Annotated in this window: 14 protein-coding genes, 2 pseudogenes and 1 riboswitch; of the genes and pseudogenes, 9 read left to right on the top strand and 7 right to left on the bottom strand. The window is 46.4% G+C overall.

Annotated features, from left to right (window positions below; all coding sequences use genetic code 11):
• Positions 1 to 418 precede the first annotated feature (418 nt).
• The 3 genes and pseudogenes from YWK_RS21185 to YWK_RS22930 form a co-directional block, all read left to right on the top strand.
• Positions 419 to 1126, top strand: coding sequence for an SGNH/GDSL hydrolase family protein (locus YWK_RS21185; RefSeq protein ID WP_026965577.1), 708 nt, complete (start codon positions 419 to 421; stop codon positions 1124 to 1126).
• A 436-nt stretch (positions 1127 to 1562) separates the two neighbouring features.
• On the top strand, positions 1563 to 2759 hold the full coding sequence (locus tag YWK_RS21180; protein ID WP_051375673.1) for a prenyltransferase/squalene oxidase repeat-containing protein: 1197 nt from the start codon (positions 1563 to 1565) through the stop codon (positions 2757 to 2759).
• A pseudogene (locus YWK_RS22930) lies at positions 2734 to 3360 on the top strand (squalene--hopene cyclase); the annotation flags it as partial. The gene YWK_RS21180 and the pseudogene YWK_RS22930, both read left to right, overlap by 26 nt.
• On the opposite strand, the gene YWK_RS22925 reads toward YWK_RS22930, so the two are convergent.
• Together YWK_RS22925 and YWK_RS22920 are read right to left on the bottom strand one after the other, a co-directional pair.
• Entirely contained in the window at positions 3281 to 3538 is a 258-nt protein-coding gene (locus YWK_RS22925) for a molybdopterin-dependent oxidoreductase (protein ID WP_084453781.1), read from the bottom strand. The pseudogene YWK_RS22930 and the gene YWK_RS22925 sit on opposite strands and share 80 nt — an antisense overlap.
• A pseudogene (locus tag YWK_RS22920) lies at positions 3505 to 3744 on the bottom strand (molybdopterin-dependent oxidoreductase); the annotation flags it as partial. The gene YWK_RS22925 and the pseudogene YWK_RS22920, both read right to left, overlap by 34 nt.
• Positions 3745 to 5000: 1256 nt before the next feature.
• Positions 5001 to 5132, top strand: a riboswitch (cyclic di-AMP (ydaO/yuaA leader).
• A gap of 2533 nt (positions 5133 to 7665) precedes the next feature.
• On the opposite strand from YWK_RS22920, the gene YWK_RS0115865 reads away from it, so the two are divergent.
• Complete coding sequence (locus tag YWK_RS0115865) at positions 7666 to 8931, top strand: nucleotide sugar dehydrogenase (protein ID WP_245578642.1); 1266 nt, start codon at positions 7666 to 7668, stop codon at positions 8929 to 8931.
• Positions 8932 to 8951: 20 nt separating this feature from the next.
• The gene (locus YWK_RS0115860) at positions 8952 to 9923 is read left to right on the top strand and encodes an NAD-dependent epimerase/dehydratase family protein (protein WP_035467292.1); all 972 of its coding nucleotides are present in this window, start codon (positions 8952 to 8954) and stop codon (positions 9921 to 9923) included.
• A 131-nt stretch (positions 9924 to 10054) separates the two neighbouring features.
• On the opposite strand, the gene YWK_RS0115855 is transcribed toward YWK_RS0115860, so the two are convergent.
• On the bottom strand, positions 10055 to 10969 hold the full coding sequence (locus tag YWK_RS0115855) for an NAD-dependent epimerase/dehydratase family protein (protein WP_026965572.1): 915 nt from the start codon (positions 10967 to 10969) through the stop codon (positions 10055 to 10057).
• 474 nt (positions 10970 to 11443) lie between these two features.
• Complete coding sequence (locus YWK_RS0115845; RefSeq protein WP_281172264.1) at positions 11444 to 12217, bottom strand: GT-D fold domain-containing glycosyltransferase; 774 nt, start codon at positions 12215 to 12217, stop codon at positions 11444 to 11446.
• A gap of 234 nt (positions 12218 to 12451) precedes the next feature.
• Between YWK_RS0115845 and YWK_RS0115840 the strand changes: the two genes are divergently transcribed.
• Positions 12452 to 13381 (top strand): glycosyltransferase family protein, encoded by a 930-nt coding sequence (locus tag YWK_RS0115840; RefSeq protein ID WP_026965570.1) that lies wholly within the window; start codon positions 12452 to 12454, stop codon positions 13379 to 13381.
• 188 nt (positions 13382 to 13569) lie between these two features.
• On the opposite strand, the gene YWK_RS20310 is transcribed toward YWK_RS0115840, so the two are convergent.
• Positions 13570 to 13965 (bottom strand): hypothetical protein, encoded by a 396-nt coding sequence (locus YWK_RS20310; protein WP_342664255.1) that lies wholly within the window; start codon positions 13963 to 13965, stop codon positions 13570 to 13572.
• A gap of 641 nt (positions 13966 to 14606) precedes the next feature.
• On the opposite strand from YWK_RS20310, the gene YWK_RS0115830 reads away from it, so the two are divergent.
• From YWK_RS0115830 to YWK_RS22915, 3 genes are read left to right on the top strand one after another with little or no spacing between them, the layout of a single operon-like run.
• Positions 14607 to 16526, top strand: coding sequence for a glycosyltransferase family 4 protein (locus YWK_RS0115830; RefSeq protein WP_026965569.1), 1920 nt, complete (start codon positions 14607 to 14609; stop codon positions 16524 to 16526).
• Positions 16513 to 17214: a glycosyltransferase family protein gene (locus YWK_RS0115825; RefSeq protein WP_026965568.1), complete on the top strand. Its 702-nt coding sequence runs from the start codon at positions 16513 to 16515 to the stop codon at positions 17212 to 17214. Before YWK_RS0115830 ends, YWK_RS0115825 begins: the two co-directional genes overlap by 14 nt.
• Positions 17177 to 17713 (top strand): glycosyltransferase, encoded by a 537-nt coding sequence (locus tag YWK_RS22915; protein WP_084453779.1) that lies wholly within the window; start codon positions 17177 to 17179, stop codon positions 17711 to 17713. Before YWK_RS0115825 ends, YWK_RS22915 begins: the two co-directional genes overlap by 38 nt.
• Before the next feature lie 571 nt (positions 17714 to 18284).
• Here YWK_RS22915 and YWK_RS0115820 read toward each other — a convergent pair.
• Positions 18285 to 19802 (bottom strand): malate:quinone oxidoreductase, encoded by a 1518-nt coding sequence (locus YWK_RS0115820; RefSeq protein ID WP_084453785.1) that lies wholly within the window; start codon positions 19800 to 19802, stop codon positions 18285 to 18287.
• 1077 nt (positions 19803 to 20879) lie between these two features.
• On the bottom strand, positions 20880 to 22148 hold the full coding sequence (gene hmpA / locus YWK_RS0115810) for an NO-inducible flavohemoprotein (protein WP_051375675.1): 1269 nt from the start codon (positions 22146 to 22148) through the stop codon (positions 20880 to 20882).
• Positions 22149 to 22427: the final 279 nt, after the last annotated feature.

Raw genomic sequence — 22427 nt, 5'->3', positions numbered from 1 at the left:
CGGCTTTCGTTGTAAATGCAAAACGAATGGTACAGCTGATAAATAAAATGCAGCCTTCCTCTTGAGCGAGGAAAGCTGCATTTTTACTGATCTTTCATCCAATAAAGGGATCTGTGTGGGATTAGCAACTACGTTGCTCTTTAAATAACCCCTTTTGCAGTGCTCTCATAAAAGGGCACCTTTTTCTTACACAGATTCGGTTGGTCTAGTCCCGTTCTGCTCCATCTCTGTGTAAGCCATCTCGGACTGCACTACTGCAACTGGATTATTATGCTGTCCATATGTAGTTAGGAAATGAACTGTATGTCCAACGTATGCAGCGGTTAGCGGCTCTAATCTGAACGTCAATCATGGACCTCCGCTGTTGTCCGTTCCGACCGATGTATAAACCGAATGTATTGAATACGGGGGAGGTCTTATGCCACGCAACATTTATCTTGCATTGGGTGATTCAGTGACGGCTGGCCATGGCGCCACGCATCCAAGTATGGCGTTTGTTCACTACGTCAGTGAGTATACACGTAAAAAATCTGTAGCTGAACAAACCGTAGTAGTTGCCCGAAACGGATGGACAGCCAAAGACGTATGGAGTGCTTCCAATATGATCAACAAATCCGTATGGGAACAGGCGAACGTATTGACCCTAATGACAGGGGGCAACGACTTACGAAGGTTATTGCGTCGTCAGTATCTGCCTGTGTCTGCTTCACCGATCTCTCCGCAACTCGTATACAAAAGGTTAGATGAATTTAGATATTATATGAATTTGTTGTGTCGGTCAATCCAGCAACGAGGCATCCCGCGCGTCATTGTAGCCACTGTCTACAATCCGGCTCCAAATTTCCCTTTGGCTGTGCATGCGATGGAATCATTGAACGGTATAATCCATGACATTGCCGCTCATTACAAGCTCGAACTTGTTGACGTTTACAAAGGGTTTCAGAAAAACGAAGCCTCCTACATCGCGGGGTATCGAACTGGTCGATATGAAGACCTTGCGTCACCATTCCGTCGTCCAATCCATCCAAATAACGTTGGCCATCGCCAGATCGCTGAGTTAATCACCAAGCGATTGGCCGTTGACACAGACAGCAAGCAAAGCGGGCGAAAGAAAATCAATGATTAATTTTACCCCTCGTTTTTCGTCGTCGAGCTGTATATAAGGCGGCATAACAGATAAAGAAGAAAAGGACTGTCTACTAATGATTCCCAAAATCCTGTAAGGGAAATCTACCTACCTTCCTCAGCTAGTTTCAGCATGATGAGGTGTTCAGCTTTGCATGTGTCTGTACCCATCACCATGCATGTACGATAACTAGCAAGCCAAGGGTGAACGGGTCACAAATGTCCTACTCCATCGGTCACTTAATAAAAATGCCAAAAGTCGTTAGATTGAATCCACGAATGCCCCTGTGACGTCTGTGCGTTTTAGGGCAATGGAGGACAACCCCCATCCACGGCAATGGTGGCATGATACCAATCAATCAGAAAAAATGAAGCAGTGTCTAGGCACCAAAACATACGTCGTTCATAAAATGAAGAGGGGTGAGAGGGGGGGAAGTATGGAACGTATACAAAGCTGGACAAATCAGAATTCCGAATGGAATGCTATCATCCAACAGTCTGTCGAACGTATTTTTCGGCATCAACAAGAAGATGGCCGATTTTCGTTTTATTGTGAGGTCTCTCCGTGGGCCAATGCAATAGCGATTATCGTTGCTTATTTATGTCATCAAGAGCAGTACGCGTTAATAACAGAACTAAAACGAAATCTCCTCCGACAGCAGAATTCAAACGGCGGTTGGAGCTTGTATCCAGATCAGCCATTTCATTTGTCCGCGAGTGTTTTATCTTACTTTGCCCTTTTGCTCGCCGGTCACCCTCGAAATTCCACCAATATGCAACAAGCGGAGTCGATGATTCTTGAGCATGGTGGCTTAAATAAGACTTCTTCTCTTGCTCGAGCGTTTTTGGCTGTGGCGGGACAGGTGCCATGGAGCACACTGCCAGATACACATATTGAACTCATCTTCGAATCGCCGGAAAGTTTGCTTAGTATCTATGATTTCTCCGTGCCAATGCGAGTACACATGCCTTCAATCATGATTCTATCGCATTTAAATTTTAAAGTTGCTGTACCGGAGTCGTGTACACTTCGTCATTTGATTCTGCCGGGACAGACCTTCCCAAAAGAACGCTTCTCTGTGCGAAATGATGAGGCTCTATTTGCTTGTAAGAAGTTTCTTTTCGAACGATTGGAATTGGATGGAACCATTGCAGGGTACTTGTCGGCGACATCGCTTTTTGCATTTGCATGTTTGGCACTTGGATTTAAGACAAGTGATGGACCGGTGGTAAGTGCCCTATCCGGTATTTACTCCCTTGTCTATCCAAGCCGTCGAACACTTCAGCAGCAGATGTTTACGTCAGACATTTGGGACACTGCGCTGGGACTTCAAGCATTGGTAGCGGCAGGGGTTAATCCACAGAACCAGCGAATGATTAGAGCGGCAACGTATCTCGTTTCTAAACAACACCAGGGCATCTCCGATTGGGTTCACCATGCACCCAAGGCCAAGCCGGGTGGGTGGGCATTTTCTGGTGACAATACGCACTATCCTGACTTGGATGACACAGCGGCGGTACTCAAAGCTTTACGTCCGTTTCAAAAGAATACTATGTATCGACACCCATGGCTGAGGGGGGCTAGGTGGGCTTTGGCTATGCAAAATAATGACGGAGGTTGGGGGGGGCTTTGAAAAAAATGTAAATAACCCCCTCCTTCACTTCATCAGTGGGGCCGACCTACCAGGCGTAATGAGGGATCCATCATCTCCCGATGTAACTGGACGGGTGCTAGATGCAATTGCACATACCAGTATAGCAACAAATGAAATTCGGCAAAGAGCAGTTGCTTGGCTATTAAGTACGCAGCAGGAAGATGGCGCTTGGCAAGGGCGGTGGGGCATATCATTTATTTATGGAACGTATCACGCTGTAAAAGGACTTCGCGCGGCAGGGTATGAGCCTGATCATTCAGCGATTGTCCGAGCACGAAAATGGTTGGAGAGTGTACAAAATGACGACGGCGGATTTGGGGAGTCCTGTGCAAGCGACGGGGAGAGGCGATTTATATCGCTGAACCGCAGTTTGCCATCTCAGACGGCGTGGGGACTTCTTGGACTATTGTCAACGACAAAAGGAGTGACATCGGCGATTTTTCGAGCGGCGCAGTGGCTTGTAAGTAACTATGAGTTTAATGGATGGAGTGAGAAATACCCTACTGGCGCTGGCGTGGTTGATGAGGTATACATCCGGTATCATAGTTATCCACGAATCTGGCCCCTGATGGCACTTGGGAAATTTCGTCGACGTGTACAAACAACGTGGCAACCACCTTCATATTGGTAGGTGAAGAATTTGGAGTGAATAATGTCCTATCAGTCCATCCAGGAACAATAAGTCGGAGCGGGCAACCGTGTTCAACTGACAAAGGTTCACAATTCATGCACAGGGCGAGCAGTGTATCTGGATGCATCGCCTTGGCAAATGACTGCGGGAGTATGACAATACGTCTAACATGTCAGTCCTAAATCCTACATCCAATTCCATGGCCTCCATTTTCACACCGCCTACATCTAAAACAGTATGTAGAGGGACTCCGGTCCACATGGCATTGATGAATGCCCCCAACGCAAACTGCTCTCCTTGTGTTTTTGGGCCCCATAAGGCTCGCTTGTTTCTAGCACATTTGAAGTTTCACTTTTGGATACAGCATGTGATTGCGTCGATAAAACAAGGGTACAGGCGTGATGCGCTCAATGGGCATCGTAAAGGGAAATTCCTTGTTTTCTGGGGAAATTGACCGGGGTATGTGATGACGCTCATACACATTACGTCCCGACTACCGAGGTGAGTAGAAGCTTTCAAAAGGCACAGCGTAAAGGCAATCTTGTCTTTTTTCCCAGGAGAATAGGCCTGTGTGGCAGCGGACGTTGATGATATAATGCAGCATATAATTTTCCGTCGAAATCGTATGAAAATGATTTTGATGCAGGAATTCCATCTCAGATTCGAACTACCCTGGAGCCATTCCCAGGCTATTACGAGGGAGGTAATTTCATTCGTGATACATAAGAATTGGAACACGGACTTGCTTAGAATCCGTCGACGTAATCCAACTGCATTGAATGACACCATCCACACGTGCGACATCGATGGTCTCATTGACAACTTGGAGGATTTGCGACAGGTTACCCAGGAATTCTTCGCTTTCAAAGGCTATTGGCATCCAGAAGTAAGGAGACGTGGACACTTAGCTGCAACGTCCCGTGGGGGGACGTCTATAACTACATATTTGAAGTCCACCACAACCAGGTCATACGAATTTTGAAGGTTCAGCCGTAGTTTTATTGGGTCATAAAAACCGTCCCTGGTTCCCCGTATTGACTGGTCATCTGAGACCTTGAAAGTTCATGTGCAGACCGACAATGGTTTTGAGTAATAATTTCCGCTATGTAATTGCAGTTTGGATATGAGCATTTAACCAGATGCAATTTACACTTCACTCCCCGGAAGTACCTTGCAGGTTATTTAGTTCCCATTTTCATTTGAGGTAATTCTCACCATATAGGGAAAAGTTGTGAAAGCATTATGAACAGAGCAATTCCCTTGGGGATTGGTCACGATAAGGGAAGTTCTTAGCGAGGAAGGACATACAGTCTCGTAATAATCCAACTTCTTGGTATTTCTTAGTACGTATTATGGCCTTCGCGGTCGATGACCGGATATCGCGGAGAATCTACCAATCTTCGAGAGGGTATCGGTTACAGATGAGGTCGGGGTGGACGCCGTCATCACCTTAGAGGGTAAAGGAAACACATGTAGTATATCTCGATATATTTTATTTATATTTACACTTATTCCGCAGATTACATTGTGGCCATTTCTACCTTATAGTACAATTTTGTACGTGTCGTTTTAAGTCAGAAATCGTCATCACAAGTAGAGGTCCGAATCGAAAGAACGGGGGACATCTTTTTGGGGTGAATCGTAGTCATCGTCGATCGGCTGCGTAGGGAAGCCTTCGCCCGAACCCGACAACTAACCTCGTAGGACTGACGAAGGGATATGAGACATAAAATGAAACGTTTTATAGGCTTTTTGGCAGGCGTATCTATGTTGTCCGCACCCCCTTTCACAGCTCTTGCAAATACGCAACCCTCTTCGAACACAACAAATCCTGTTCACACTCATTACAACATCCGACATAAGTTACATCAGCCTTCCATGGTACTCAAGAATATCAATTCCTCGGATTGGAACTCTGAGTATCTAGGCAAGAAAATTCGCTTAGCAGCTCGATTCAAGATACATTCTTGTGACACTTATATGGAATCTATCACATATTGTGCAAGATGTCTCTCTGGAACAGGATAACAGACCACCCTGATTTACCCTGGACAAACCATCTGGAAACGGCTTATACCTCGGATGTCAAGAACCTCGTCGAAATATCAAAGGATTGTCCTTCGAAAAATAAAAAAACTCTATAAGTTTCTTGCGGGTAGCCAGCGAAACTCCGTACAGAATAGAACATCACACGCGCAACCAATCTGTTAGCACGTTTGCGTTTTCAGAGATCAAAAGAAGACTAAAGTTGATTGAAAGAGTACTAGGCTTTTAGAGATGCCATTTGTTGATTGATGAAACCTACGAGGAAGTGAGAGTCATGAAAAAACGCGTTGTAATGGTACCGCTCGCTCTCGGGGCTTTGTTATTGGTAGGGGGTGGAAAAGCGGTGGAAGGCGGTTACGGAATAAATGATGCTCCAAGAAAACTCTTGAATACAGATGCATCACCTAGTACCCATGCCACCTCAATAACCTACGCCGCCATTTTCCCACCAAAATCAGTGAGGCCACTTAGCGAGACTGTCTCCTCCTCGCTAAAACAGGATATGCCCTTGCTGGAGGCGGAAGCGTTCGACACCGAGCACAAATCGGGAGACAACCTAAGGAGTGTTCCTTTGGGACAGACGCTCATGGCAGGTGAAAAGGACCTTTCGGACGGGCCGCTCAAGAAATATCGGCTTGTGACTTTCTACGGTACACCCCTTTCTAGCCAAATGGGCGTCCTTGGAGAAAGCACNCCTGATGAGATGATGCAGCAGCTTAAGAAACAGACCGAAGCCTACTCCATCGTTGATCCCTCACGTCCGGCAGTTCCGACAATCGAGCTTGTCGCTTCAGTTGCGCAGCGGGATCCGGGGTCCAATGGACTCTACGTCTCTTGGACCCCGAAAAGCGTAATCGAACGCTACGCTGAGCTTGCTAAGAATAACAAGGCACTTCTGATACTAGATGTTCAGCTCGGGCGCGACTCGGTCATGGACGAGGTAAAGGCGCTAAGCCCTTTCCTCAAGCTCCCCTACGTCGAGTTGGCGATAGACACCGAATTCCACATGGGGCCGGGAGAGGTGCCAGGCGAGAACCTGGGGCAAGTCGACGGATCGGATATTCAGCACGCCATTGAGTTCTTGAACAAACTGGTTAAGGAAGAAAACATTCCTGACAAGGTAGTGATGATTCACGAATTCCAGAAGGGTATTGTAACCCACAAATCTCTCATAAAGCCCACTAATCACGTCGAAGTGGTCCTAAACGCTGATGGGTTCGGAACGCCTTTCGACAAGCTAGCCAATTACCATACCCTAGTGAGAAACGAACCTATCCAGTATGGAGGCTTTAAACTATTCTATTCCGAGGACCGACCGCTTCTCTCGCCCAAAGAGGTCGTGAGTTTGGATCCCGCTCCGGCGATCGTGGACTACCAGTAGTATATAAAGGAAATTGCTCAGACCTTATATCATTGGAGTCCGGCAGTTGGAGCTTTTCATTGAAAGCGAGTGAGGAATCGAATTACTTCGATATTATTGAGTCGTGGAATCGAGCAGCAACATTTTTATCTAAGTGGCAAGAAATGTGGAACTGGATCAGCGAGAACGACCTCAGTTAGACACGAGGATGTAGAAAGTTCAGCAAAAGATGTTGGGATATAGTTGAATCTCTAACTTTGAACTTACGTGCGTTTTTGGTGTGCGAATGGGTGCGTTTCCCATGCGAGAACGGTGATATGATTGACCCAAGCACAGGTGCGTTCGATTTGTTGCATAGGCTTAGGGCGTTGTTCCTTAAAACAGCGCTCACTATAGATGACCCAAGGCATCGGCTGCAGCCGGTGTTCTTTTTTGTAAAGTTAGACCGATGCCGTCCCTTCACCTCAAACGGCAGGTACCTTCTTGTGTGGAACAGGAGTCTCCGAGAAGTTCGCTTCGTCCGTTGTGCGATAACAGTGGACACCAATGTTTACAATTGGACAACTGCCGCTGCGCATCGATTCATGGCTTCATAGAATGAGTCATCCTGCTCGTCAGGGATGTCCACCGATTACGCTCCTGAAACAGATTCAGTTTTTGTAGAACAACATAATGTGTTGCTATGGACATAAACAGCCCTGCACCACAAGGACAGCTATCGGAGAAAATCGTGATGGGAAGTACTAGGTAAACGTATAAGCTTGCATTTTTAGAGGTGTACACTCCCTCGGTATCGCAGCGAATAAGATATCCAGTCCAAAAAAGACAAGCGACGAGGAGTGGACGGTTTGACAACAAGTTTCAGGATGACATGTGTTTGCGTCATAGGATTAGGATACGTCGGGCTACCGCTTGCGAAATTATTTGTGGACAGTGGTTTCGTTGTGATGGGCATTGACAGAGACGAACACAAAATCGAATCGATTCGCAACGGCAGTAGTTACCTGACCGACTTGTCAAACGACGAGATTGCCGAATTAAGCGATAGTGGACGCTTTTCCTGCACGACCGACTTTTCGATTGTAAAGTCGGCTGATGTTGTCATCATTTGCGTACCGACTCCCTGGAATGATAGCACAAATGAACCCGACCTGAATTACATTGAATCCGCTGCACGTTCCATTACCCCGTACCTTCGAGAAGGACAACTCGTGGTTTTGGAGAGTTCGACATTTCCGGGCACCACTGAAGAAGTGCTGGCACCCATCCTTGAAGAATCGGGATTGAGGGCAGGGTCAGACATTTATATTGCTTATTCTCCAGAGAGAATTGACCCCGGGTCTGCGTATGATACGCGAAAAATCCCGAAAGTCTTGGGCGGCATCAATGACTTTTCGAGGAAAGTCGCAGAAGGCATCTACCGTCAGGTCTTCAGAGAAGTGGTTGTGGTTTCCTCGACGAAGGCAGCAGAGCTGACAAAACTACTGGAAAATACGCAGAGACTCATCAACATCTCACTGATGAACGAACTGACACATCTGGCAGAAAAGTTAAGAATCAACATTTGGGAAGTGATTCAGGCAGCAAGCACTAAACCGTATGGATTCACCCCGTTCTACCCAGGTCCCGGAATTGGTGGCCACTGTATTCCTGTGGATCCACTGTATTTGAAATGGACGGCTGAGCGACACGGGTTACACTCGACCCTCATTGCGGCGGCTCACACTGTGAACACGGCGATGCCAGGTTACGTGGTGTCGAGAATTCTGAAATTGACTGACAAACAGGTACCAAACGTCCTCTTAATCGGCATGACATACAAACGCGATGTGAATGACTTACGGGAGTCCTCCTCGCTTGAAATTCTCGAACTGCTGACGGAACAGGGAGCCGAGGTCTCTTATCACGACCCGTTGGTTTCACAGCTGCAGATAAAGGATGTGACGTACCAGTCCGTCTCGCTGGACGCAGACACTCTGCAGGCATTTGATGTGGTTGCGGTTCTGACGAATCATTCTACAGTGGACTATGACTTGATTCTGGCACATGCCCCCGTTATTTTTGACACTCGCCAGGTATATGAAACGTGTCACACCAAGGTGGTACACCTTTAACCGACGGGAGCGGATGAGACATGAAGGTTCTGATAACAGGCGGGGCAGGATTCGTCGGCTCTCATGTAGTCGAAGAATTACTGAGACGAGGACACCAGGTGACGAGCCTGGATGATATGTCGAACGGGAATGAGGAATTTATCAACGCTGTCAGTGACCATCCGAACCACACCTTTATTCACGACACCGTGCTTAATGATGAACTCGTGGATGAACTTGTCGACAACCACGATTGTGTGTTTCATTTGGCGGCTGTTCTGGGTGTGAAGAATTGTGTTGAAAATCCACGTAAAGTGATTGATGGGAACATCATTGGCACGCGAAATATCGCTGCATCCTGCATGAAGTGGAACAAGAAACTGGTCTTTTCCTCCACATCGGAGGTGTATGGGAAGAATCCCAACATTCCATTCAGTGAGGATGCTGACCGGGTATTGGGCGCTACAACGGTTCATCGGTGGTCCTACGCTACTGCCAAAGCGATTGATGAGCATCTCTGCCTAGCGTACGGAAAAGAAGGACTCCGCGTAACGGTTTTGCGCTACTTTAACATCTACGGTCCACGGTCCGTGGCTACTCCGTACGCAGGGGTCATACCGCGCTTTATTGATGCGGCGTTGTCCCACGAGACTTTGCGGGTCTTCGGAAATGGTTTGCAGACCAGGTGCTTTACGTATGTATACGACTGCGTCGAGGCGACCATCGCCGCACTGTCAGCCGCGGCGGATGGTGAAGTCATCAATATCGGGACTACCGAGGAAACCGCCATCAAACAACTGGCAGAAACCGTGCTTCGACTAAGTAATAGCACATCGTCGATTGAATATGTCCCGTATGAAGAGGCATACGGCCCCGGGTATGAGGACACTCCGAAAAGGGTTCCTGTTACAACAAAGCTACAAACCATTCTTCACCACACACCGCGCGTTTCACTGATAGATGGGCTCAAGGAGACGATTGCGTGGCACGAACAACAGCAGAGGAATGCATAAATCAGACTCGGAAGCTGAAAAGGGGAGGCTTTGCAACGGCCGTTTGCGGCCGCTTTACATAGGAAATGGATGAGAAATACGAGCGAGGCCAAATCCGTGGTTCAGAGGAGTTGGCCCACCCAACGCTGTGTTCATCTGGTGAAGACGACAGTATAGGTTTCGCGAATGCCTTGTTTCACGTCGTATGCAGGGACCCATCCCAATACCGCTCGTGCCTTGCTGTTGTCGAGACAACTGTGCTGGATATCCCCAGGTCGCTTTGGTCCGTAAACGGTCGGAATGGCTGAGCCGTGGATACCTTCCATGGTAGCAACTAACGTATTCACAGATGTTCTGATGGCTGTGCCAACTTGCACGGTTTCGTTGTCACCCCTGTGAATGGCTGCAATGTTGGCCTTGACCACGTCTTTCACATAGACAAAGTCGCGAGTTTGTTCGCCGTCTCCGTGGATCAGAAGAGGAAGGGTGTCTTTTAACCGATTCAGGAATATAGCCACAACGCCACCTTCGCCTTTAGCGGTTTGCCGTGGCCCATACACATTGGCATAGCGCAAAATCGTATAGGGGAGTCCATACAGCTGATGGAACACACGGATATACGACTCTGGTGTCAATTTGGAAATGCCGTAATAGGAAATGGGGGATGTCACACTGTCTTCCTTGATTAGTTCTTCCTGAAGATCCCCGTAGACTGCACACGAGGAGGCGTAGATGAACTTTCCGACAGAGGCTTCGCAACACGCTTGAAGCAAGTTGACAGTTCCGAGAACATTCACGCTTGTATCATGCATGGGATCGCGAATGGATTGAAGTACATCGACCTGGGCAGCCTGGTGAAACACAACGTCTGGTTTTTCACTGATTATCAAATCTTTCAGGTCGGGACTTCTCACATCCAACACGTGTAACGTGGCTGCAGGATTGACAAACCTTCGCTGGCCGGTCGTCAAATTATCAACGACATACACGTCGTGGCCGAGTGAAATCAATGTGTCTACAAGGTGAGAGCCGATAAACCCGGCGCCCCCGGTCACAATCGCCTTCATAGTATCACCTCTATGATGCGCTCATTGTTTGTGTCGTGGTCATCCTATGTTTCATTGGGGAAGCAGGATCACAGACAGATGTCTATCTTTTCAACCGCCTGATTTCCGCTCTTCGGTATGTTTTTTTTGCGCGTAACCACGACAAAAAGGGAGACGAGAAAGCATCTCCACGATAGAAATTGGATTAATGTACCAGAGGGTGGAGTATACATAAGGTGTACGAGGAAATTTCCACAAATGAAGTGGTGTGCGTGCGGGGGTACTATGACCAAAAGTTGCCGCAGGTTGACCTGTGAATCCGCTGAAGGGAAATCGAGCGTAATTCTTTATGAAGCGGCTGCAACGGTTTTTGGGCTAACGATTTGCTATTGGTAGCAGCCGCGCTCGCCGTGTCCCACGGCGTCAAAATGCCTTTCCACCGTAAAAACGCAGTGATTCATCACGCGAACGACAGTTTCACTCAAACGTTCTTCATTACATTTTCATCAAGTTATCCAGTCCGATGTACTCATTCAACCAGGCATCACCAAAGATTGCCCCGGTATATAGAGTAGTCATTCCGAATCCGATGTCAAAGGCGACCTTCCCATGAGCAGTGGAAATGTAGGAAGCCAAAATCATGGCGTTTGTTCCTGCCGATATCAAACATAAATCGAATTCGTGGGCGTCAATCTGTCTCTTTACCTCAGGAATGTCTTCGTATTCGTAAATCTGAATTGCACCGACAATGTCAAACCCGAGTCTGGCCTGCAAGTCTCGGTTCAACGCATCTTTGGCGTCATCCGCTGTTGACCCCACAAGTAAAATTCTACGCCCTGCAAGCATTTGCTCATATTTTTTTCGTTGGGAAATCATGAAAACTCGACGAAGGTACGAATCGTAAATGTACGTCGGTTCGATTCCGTATGCTTGGAATACTCGTTCGGTGATGCAGCGAGCATCTTCAACTAGTGTATTGTATCCTACGACATCTGCTTTTCTCACTGCCTCTACGGCATCATCCCGTAATTGAACATTTGGGAATCGCACCCCTCGGTGGTGAAATCCTGATTTTACTCCCTGATTTGCAACGAATGCTTCCGGGTGACTCATGAATTCTTCTTCCGACAATACAGTGTATTGCGCCATAACGTATGCCTCCGTTGCACCTGCACTGATTACGGAAAGTTGCCGTTTCTCGTCCAAAGCTTGAATAATGAGATCCATCAATTCCGCAGAGTTTAACTTTCGTGAATTTATCACCTTCATCACCGTCCATTATGACCTTTATCGCTTGCTGTCGAATCTCCGTTTGATGGAATACTTGATGCTCGATCCACTGAGCTCAGATAATCAAACGTATGCGTATCATGACACTTATGTACGGGACACGAGTTTGAAAGGGCTCCCTGGACGAATCACCTTGGCATTCACCCTCACAGATTTCGTCGTACGTGTATATTGATAAATCTACAAAGACTTTGATGGGAAGGATTGTCTTGGATGGCCCGTGTAAAGTTGTTGGTCACGACAGGGGATTTCAGCAAATTTATTGTGTCTGAATTTCATTACCTACTAATAGAACTTTCGAATTTAGTAGATTTAACGGTTTGGCATGAATCGGGCGACATTCATGACATTGTGAGTAGGCTAGATAACCGTCCGGATTTCATTTTCATCAATGAGTTTGGAGAGTTGAACTCACCGTCCATCACTGGTCTAAAATCCCTGGATATTCCGTACGGTGTCTATTTGTACGACCTTCATTTTCAAATTGAAGAACGGAATGAGGCTTTGCGGCGGGAAAACGTTCAAATCATCTTTACGCATTATCGGGATAAATTCTATGATTGGTATGGAGAGTTTTCTGATAAGATGAGATGGCTGCCTCAACATGTAAATACAAATATCTTTAAGAACTACAGCCTTCGAAAAGATATAGACTTCTTGCTGATGGGCGCTGTACATGAATACGTCTATCCCCTTCGGCAGAAGATGCTGGACACCATGCGAAATAAAACTGGATTCGTCTACCACGGACATCCGGGGTACCGCAACTTTGAAGATCATGAGCGGGAGCACTACTACGTGGGGAAAAAATATGCACAAGAAATCAATCGGGCAAAAATGTTTTTGACCGATTCGAGTTGTTATAATTATCCAGTTGGAAAATACTTTGAAGTACCCGGAAGTATGAGTTTGCTCTTAGCCCCGACTTTTCCCGAATTAGAAGACTTGGGTTTTATTCCTGGTGAAAACTTTGTATCGGTAACAGAGGATGACCTTGAAGAGAAGGCTGAATACTACCTCAGTCACGAACGTGAAAGAGAAATAATAACGAAGCGAGGTTATGAGTTTGTTCATTCTGAGCACTCCACAATTAAGCGTGCAAAGGATCTCGTTCGGATGATTGCAGATATCTTAAGTTACTAAAGAACAGGTCACAGAATTAAGATGAGCGGCAATTGTCGGTTTCCCATAGGGGGTCATCGCGATAGGCGTAAAGATACAATGTAATGTAGAAATGTAGATAGGTAGTGCTTAGAGCCAAACTCATGACCTAGATCATCCAACCGGATGTGGTAGGTGACTAGGGTGTTGAGGCGCTAGCGGGCATTCAACTAGGCCGATGGCAGCGCAGAGCCAGGTGAATGTAAGAATGAATAGGGTGTGACGCCTGCTGCCGCGAGCCACTCCATTACATTGGCGGAGGGCCGAAATCTAACGACTGGTGCAACGCCAATGACGACACCGGTTGCCACTTGGTTTCGGGCTAGGCTCGCCACAACATGCCCCGTGACGGCGTGACTGCTTCTGATTGGCACGGTTCGGAACCGGTCAATGATGCCGTTCGTCATGTCTGTAGCCACGTCCAGCATACTTGACGATCCGAATCCGGCACACAGCAGGATGATACCCTGTACAGCGTAGTTAACGTAGTGCCCGCTCGGATCGATTGCGCCACCAAATACGCAAGTGAACAGCAACATGAGCATGATGGGGAGCAAAATTGCCATCACTAATGCCTCGGTGTTGCGCATGCTGTGACGGATGCTCCGTCCAACAAAGACGGCGTTTGTCGCACCAAAGGACGTCGTCTTGTTCGGTGTAGGAGGTTGTCATGATGAGGATATCTCCAGTTCCGTGATTGTAAGGGCAAGAAACACATCGTGCATGCCTCGGCCTGCGGATGCTCACGCGGGTCCCCTCAGGGGCCGTGCGGGCAAACTATGGAGCGAATGTTGTAGTTCTCGGATACCGCAGCGAGTGGGGATCTGCCGGATGACCTCGTCATTCGCGTTACGTAGTTCGACGACCTTGCCGCCGATGCGTGATTTCATCTCCTCTGCGGTTCGCTTTTAAGCACTATAGAACTCCCCATTCTTTTCAAAACTCCAGCCTTGTATAACCCAGATTTCTGTTAGCTCTCCAATTCACACGACGCTGAATTCCATCAATATCGTTTCCTTATCGTACGTGAACGAAATTCCCTTCGCATTACAGACGCCCAGTCTATGGCCTGATCTTAGGCATAACATAAAACGACTTCGGTCACTAACGTTTATTTTCTTCCGTGAGGAATCCACTACAACTTCTGTGGACACGAGACCATTTCCTTAACCTCTGTAGAAAAAACATAAGGAAAGGCGCGAATTGCATGATATGTTTTGCCATTCTTGCTCACGAAGACGAAAACGTCCTGAGGGACCAGATTACCAATGTGCGGACATATAATCCAAATTCGCATGTGGTTGTATACAACGGGGGAACAAACCCAGAGTTCGCTAAATCCATTGATGTAGATATTTGCCCATACAGCCGTCCGCTGTCCAAAGGACGGTTAGGGCCATTTCTGTTTGACGTCATGGTATGGCTAGAGGAAATTGATTTGCACTATGACTATCTAGTGTGCTTAGATTCCGACGTTATGTTTGTTCGGGAAGGATACGAAACACTCCTCGAGTACGCTCTTAACGGATACGACTGCATGGGAATCAATATGGGTGTCCAGTTTTCGAGAGAACAAGTTCCACATTGGTATCCCGGCCAGACAATGTGGGCTGAGTGGCAAAATTGGCAGCCATTCTTCGGTACCGACTTCTTTGCAGGTTGCCTAAACTGCATGCAGGTATACAGGAAGAGAATCGTGCACGATATGATCCAAAAAGTGGACCGCGAGGCTTTGGAACGACTCTTCTCGTCAACAAAAGTGTTTGCTTTGGAGGAGATTTTGTCTCCTACTCTTGCGGTTCGGGCAGGAGCACGCTACAGAGCCTATCCGCATGAAGTAGCTAAATATATACGAATTGGAGACGACTACACCAAAGACGAAGTATCAGACTCCTTACGGGATCCGTGGGCTATCTTTGTTCACCCCGTAAAACGTTCACTGCAAAATCCAGCACGAACGTGGATTCGTGAAAGATCCAGTCACGGGAGAGACACTCCTTCTTCACTCACAATCATCTGGGCGTCTTTTCAAGGCGGGGTGGAGACAGCCGTGGCAAATCGCCTCCGCGAATTGAACACGTTCAATTCACAATCGCATCATACGTACTTTTACTATGGTGGAACGGGAATAAGCCTGTTTGAAGACATTCCTCATCATATCAGCAAACACTCTGACGACTTAGTTCAATACATTCGAAGAAACAATTTTCAGGTTATTACATTCGTTAATACACTTCATAATTTAGACCAGGTGGCCGAATCCGAGTTTAACGGAATATGCCTGTTCGAATTTCACGGTTTCGCACAACCCATATTGGAAGTCCTCAATCGTATCAACCGGCGTGAAGATCACGGTCAAATAAAAGGTATCGTTGTTCCGGGACATTACGTCGCGTCCATCGCCAAGTCGGCCGTATGGAAGCGCTCAGACATTGAAATTTTCGTAGCGAGGAATACGGTAGATACTCATTCCTTTCGGAATCATTCTGTGTCCAAAGATATGTTATATCAACTCGGCGTTCCAGATGATTGGAGCCATAGATTGTTGTTAGGATGGGTTGGTAGACTTGAAAATAACAAAAATTGGAGATCGTTGCTTCAGATTTTCACTGTGCTTAGGAAAAGGAATCACGAGATGGGGCTCTTGGTGGCTGGCGACACATTGAATAGCAATGAACTTAATGAATTCATTCGTCAAGTTCAGGTGCAGAATTTGACCGACCATGTAAGATTTCTTCCAAATTTGCCCCACTCACTGATGCCGTTTTTCTACTCACTGCTTGGAAACACAGGGGGGGCACTTCTATCTACATCGTTAGCCGAGGGATATCCGTACCACCTATTAGAAGCCCAGGCGTGTGAATGTCCAGTGGTCTGTACAAATGCGGGGGGAGCCGTGGAAGCTGTAACTCATGGGAACACTGGCTTGACTTATATTCATGATATTGAGGATGCGGTCAAGTTGGTAGAGAAAGTTATCAAAGATCAGGCCATGCGCAATCGATTAGTACGCGAAGCACGGGAAAAAGTTTGCGCTGTAAATCGAATGGATGCAAATGTAAAGCAATATGCTGCATGGTTGACACAATTAACAGCCTCAGGTGGTGAGAAAAGTGCTTATAGATAAGGATAAGAGCATGGACGTTAGATCGAACCTTGACGTTGAAGACTCCCCGGTTCTTGCGGCAAAAAATACCGAAGAATCTTTACTTATACGCTCACTGGTCATCTCCTGGGGTTGCTATCTCGGAGGAGTTGAAACAGCTCTGTTTCATCGATTGACGGCCTTAAACACAAGAGGCTATCCAACGCATGCGTACTTCTATCACAAGGGCCAAGGTTTAAACAATTTTTCCTCGATTCCCCATAAAGTATCTAAAGCACCCGGCCATCTCGTTAGATATATTGACGAGCATAGATTTCATGTCATTACCTTTATTAATACACTACATAATTTTGATGTTCTGAAAAGCATGGAGTACAGCGGGAAAGTGTTGTTTGAGTTTCACGGGAAAACCGAGGGCATCGTCAATAGCCTTCGTTTCATCAACGAGCTTAAGGATGGTGGGATGATTCAGGGTATCGTCGTCCCTAGTCGTTATGTGGCAGAGATCGCCTATGAAAACCTGCGAAATCGTCCGGACTTGTCCGTCTTTGTTGCAAGAAACACATTGGATACGACTCTATTTTCGGCACGCTCGGTTGGCGACTTTCTCGACAAATACCATATCCCCATACGGTGGATGACCAATCCCATCATAGGGTGGGTAGGGCGGATTGAACCCAACAAGAGCGCTTGTTCGTGTTTTTCGTAGAGTACGCAGAAAGCATCCGCGTGTAAAACTATTGCTTTGTAGCGATGTCACAGTCAGCCCTGATGTTGACCTCTTCAATAAGACAATGGTGAAGAACCATTTCAAGTGGGGGAAGGATTATTTAATTTTATCTAATATGCCACACCAAGAAATGCCGTTTTTTTATAATGTTATTGCCAAATCCGGTGGAGCGATGATATCGACCTCTCTTCGCGAGGGCTATCCATATCATGTATTGGAATCTCAGGCGTGCTATTGTCCAGTCATTTGTTCAGCGATACGGGGGAGTAAGGAAATCGTACAGGATAACGAAACGGGTTTGGTGTTTTCACTTAAACAAGAGTCTCTTGCAGATAAGTGTGTACAACGGCTGCTAGTGGATCAATCGCTTCGCCATCGTTTGGTTGAAAATGCAAGGAACTCAGTATGTATGACAAACCAAATCGAAACGAACATCGTCGATTATATCGATTGGATGAAGTCCATTGTCAATTCATGAATTACAGGTATTTGTACGTTTCCTATAGGGATATCCAAAGCATTAAGAGGCTTTAAAGGAATACAAAGATCGAACCAAATCATTAATCGACGAACCTTATAATGTTCTTTTAGTTAACATAATATATATTATCGGACGTTTAAATTTTTTGTGGCCCTACATGCATATTTTCGACACTTGGCTGCCCCTTGTCTCTCTCGAGTGCCCCGACTTCCAGTCCGCTCGCCAGCCTACCACGTTGCTTATCCGCTTATCCGGTGACGATTCCGCGATAAACGCCATCAGCCAATTTTGCGTTTTCCGTTTGTATCGCCTTTGACGACAAATATGGATCCCTTTCCCACCAATCTAAACCAATCTCTCGAGCCTTATCAACAGAAGCTACAATCGAATTTTGATGGAAGCCATTAAAAAAGTTGTGGGTTCACCGAAAGAGTTAGTAAAAGAACCTAACAAAAGACGACCCATTCTCCAGTTTTAAGAGTTTGGGTCGTCTTTTGTCTTGTCTGCAGGTACCACAGAGTGATTTCTTAATGGATCAGTTTCAATATTCTCTTTAAAAAGAATTGAATTAACTATAGACCGGTACTTTTTCGCTTAGACCAAGCGTCTGTGCTGTCGAAGTATGAATTTCTTGGAAAAGATCTGGGTTTTCCACAAGTGACACGCCATAAGAAGGAATCATTTCTTTTATTTTGGGCTCCCACTCTTTCATATTTTGCGGGAAGCATTTTTCTAATACCTCAAGCATTACGTGAACGACAGTAGAAGCACCCGGAGAAGCGCCGAGCAATGCAGCTATCGAGCCATCAGCGGCACTGACAACTTCCGTACCAAATTGAAGTGTTCCTTTACCGCCTGCCTCAGTATCTTTGATAACTTGCACACGTTGGCCAGCTACCACTATCTCCCAATCTTCACTCTTAGCGGTCGGAACAAACGCGCGTAATTCTTCCATGCGCTTTTCATTCGATAACATAACTTGCTGGATCAGGTATTTTGTCAATTTCATCTCTTTTACGCCTGCCGCCAACATAGTGAAGATATTATGCGGTTTTACGGAATGTATTAAATCAAAATTTGAACCAGTTTTTAAGAACTTTGGTGAGAAGCCGGCAAACGGTCCAAACAGCAATGTTTTTTTGTTGTCGATATATCTTGTATCAAGATGCGGAACAGACATTGGAGGAGCACCAACCTTAGCTTTACCGTATACTTTTGCATGATGCCGCGCTACAACTTCCGGATTGTGACATACCATAAATAGTCCGCTTACCGGGAAGCCTCCAATATGTTTTGACTCAGGAATACCGGTTTTTTGTAGTAAAGGCAGACTTCCGCCCCCANCGCCGATAAAGACGAATTTTGCAGTATGGTATTCGATTGTACCGCTATCGATATCATACACTTTGACTTCCCACGACCCGTCACTAGTACGTTTAATATCCTCAACACGATGCTTGTAGTTTATCTCGACGTTTTTGCTCTTTAAGTGGTCAAACAACATGCGTGTTAAAGCACCAAAGTTGACATCCGTTCCAGAGTCGATTTTTGTTGCCGCTATCGGTTCATTCGATGTACGGCCTTCCATGATAAGCGGAATCCATTCCTTCAGTTTTTCGGGGTCATCGGAAAATTCCATCCCTTGAAATAGGGGAATGTTTGAAAGCGCTTCAAAACGTTTTTTTAAAAACGCTACATTTTTTTCCCCTTGTACGAAACTCATATGAGGTATTGGCATGATAAAGTCCTGCGGATTACGAATCAGATTGTTGTTTACCAGATAAGACCAAAACTGTCTTGAAAGCTGAAACTGTTCATTAATTTTTATAGCCTTGCTAATATCTATAGATCCGTCCGGTTTTTCGGGTGTATAGTTGAGTTCGCACAGTGCAGAATGGCCCGTACCCGCATTATTCCACTCGTTAGAGCTTTCTTCTCCTGCGTTTCCGAGTTTCTCAAAGACTTTGATTCCCCATTCCGGTGCTAACTCTGTCAGTAATGCTCCCAAAGTCGCGCTCATGATTCCGGCACCAATTAAGATAACGTCTGTCTTTTTCCGTATGTTGCTCATCATGTTGCTCACCATAACCTTCCTTATCCCATATATTTGCAAAACAAAGTAGGCGCTCGTGCTTAGGTGATACAAGAAGCAAGGCGCCACCAAGGAACACACCTGTTCTGTCTCAATTATAACCATATCATAGTCTATTACATCTGGTAAAAAAGTGTGAAGTCGGTCCACGCCCTAGGAACACACAAAAACCAAGGTCTTAACTCCGCTTCTTGCAAGCATTGAGGATTTCGTTTGCCGTTACCGGTGAATAGGCACCCACTAATTTTGTCGTTACTTGTAGTATGGTTCACGGTATCATGATTCAGCGATTCTCCACTATGATCTTCCGTTTTCTCGCCCATTCTAGCTCATTCGGAGTATTTCGCAGTTCAATCAGTAGACAATTTGGGTCGCACTGACAATAGCAAAGGTTATGGACCACAAGGGTGCACTCAAACAGGGATGTGCCTCTTTTGCTAGAATATAGTTGAACAGTACAGCTCCACATGCACTTTTGCGGCTTACCCTCCCATATCTCACGCGGTGCCAAAAATTAAAAACCTCTAGACGCGTGGCTGGCCAAGAGCGTTTTCATGCGTGTGTCATTCGTAATACATTTCGTCAGGCGAGTCTGATGCATCCACAAAACAGAGGTCGCACACAACGAACCTCGGGATCCATGCTTCATATGGGTCTGTCGCGGCGTAGACAGCACGACCGTCGCTCATCTTGTCTGTACCACATAACCTACACTTAAATTCAGTATTACTGATGATCGCCCATTCCTCAGCGGTTATATATCCGAACTTGAATTTCATTGATTATCCCCTTTCGTGGCCATCCATACTTTCCATCCTATCCCTATAGTCACCGTTCATTCGTCGCAATGAAAAAAGACATCTCACATGAGGTGGCCAGGTATTTATACGATGAGAGCGCATACAAAAGCCTCTTTAAACGGACAATGGAACTGGTATATATGGATATATAAGGTGCATATCCACTAATATGCCTTATGATATCCGTGGTATCCGTTCGCAAATTACCAGAACGAGTCACTCTGAAAAAAACGGACACCCAAACGATGGATGTCCGGTCCGGAGGTTTATATTACTGGTGGGCATCAAGGTTGCCGAATGAACCGAAGAACTCGTAATGGATTTTATCCGTTGGAATGCCCCACTGTTTCAATGCTTTGTTTACAGCTTGCATGAACGGGGTCGGTCCGCAAAAATAGACATCTGCGTCCTGTGAAGGTAAAACCTGTTGCATCCATTCCAGCGTGATAAAGCCCTCTTTATCGAAAAGATTTGCTTTTCTATCTTCCTCTGTGGGTCTTTCGTAAATAACAAAGGATTGCACATTCGGATGTTTCGCCGTCACATCGCGGATATGCTCTTTGAACGCATGAACCGTTCCATTGATTGCAGCATGAACGAAATACACCTTTCGATCCGGTTGTTCATAAACGAGCGTGTTGAACATGGACAACAGAGGCGTTAAACCTACACCTCCACTAATGAGCACCACAGGCGAATCACTCTGCATGTTCAAATAGAAGTCTCCCGCCGGAGCCGTGATTGGAATCACGTCCCCTTCTTGCACTTGATTGTGCAGGAAGGTCGATACAATGCCAGCTGGAACGCCTTCTTGTCTTGGATCTTCCCGTTTTACACTGATGCGATAATACCCTGTACCTGGCCGGTCAGACAGGCTGTACTGCCGAAGGTGTGTATACGGTTCCCCGTCAATCTGCATTTTAACCGTGATATATTGTCCCGGAATGAAATCAGCAATCGGCTGACCGTCCTTCGGCTTCAGATAAATGGATGTGATGACTTCGCTCTCTTTCACTTTCCTATCAACAACAAAGTCCCTAAATCCAGCCCACCCTCCCGGCTGCGTTTCAGCCGCTTTGTACAACTCAGATTCCACGCGAATGAACACATCCGCAATGGCACCGTATGCGTCGGCCCAAGCATCAAGGATCTCATCCGTTGCGGCGTCTCCTAAGACTTCCTTGATGGCTGCTAACAAGTTTTCTCCCACAAGCGGATAGTGTTCGGGCTTAATCTGCAGGCTTCTGTGCTTTTGAGCAATCCGCTCCACTGCAGGCAGAATGGCGCTCATGTCTTCAATGTTCGCTGCCGCTGCGTATATCGCATCCGCCAGCGCTTTCGGTTGATGCCCGAATCGTTGATGCGTTTGGTTAAAGATGTTGTTCAGTTCGGGGTGGTTCGTCAACAGGCGCTGATAAAATTTCTTAGTAATGGTTTCACCATGTTGTTGCACAACAGGGATGGTCGCTTTGACGATTTCCAACTTTTTGGAGTCTAGTTTCCTGACGTTGTTCACAATATCTTGCAAACGATGTTTCATTTCAGGCGTAACGATGGTTGTCATTTGTCTCACGTCCTTTGTTTCTGTTGTTTATCACCGAATGTGATAACCAGATGGTTCTTTTCAGATGGTGTTCACACAGCCATTTTGCGCTTCCACTGTGTTCCTCCACTGTGACGTGGATCACAATGACCGTGACAAAGCTGTGAATTGAACTGTCACGTACAGCATGTTGATCAGGGGACTCATCGGCTGGTGGTCCAATACAAAGAAAAATCCGCCCGTCGGGCGGATTCGCGATTTTTCAAACTAAACCAT

Source organism: Alicyclobacillus pomorum DSM 14955 (genome assembly GCF_000472905.1).
In the GTDB taxonomy this organism is placed as follows: Bacteria; Bacillota; Bacilli; order Alicyclobacillales; family Alicyclobacillaceae; genus Alicyclobacillus_A; species Alicyclobacillus_A pomorum.
This window is presented reverse-complemented; position numbering and strand designations above follow the sequence as displayed.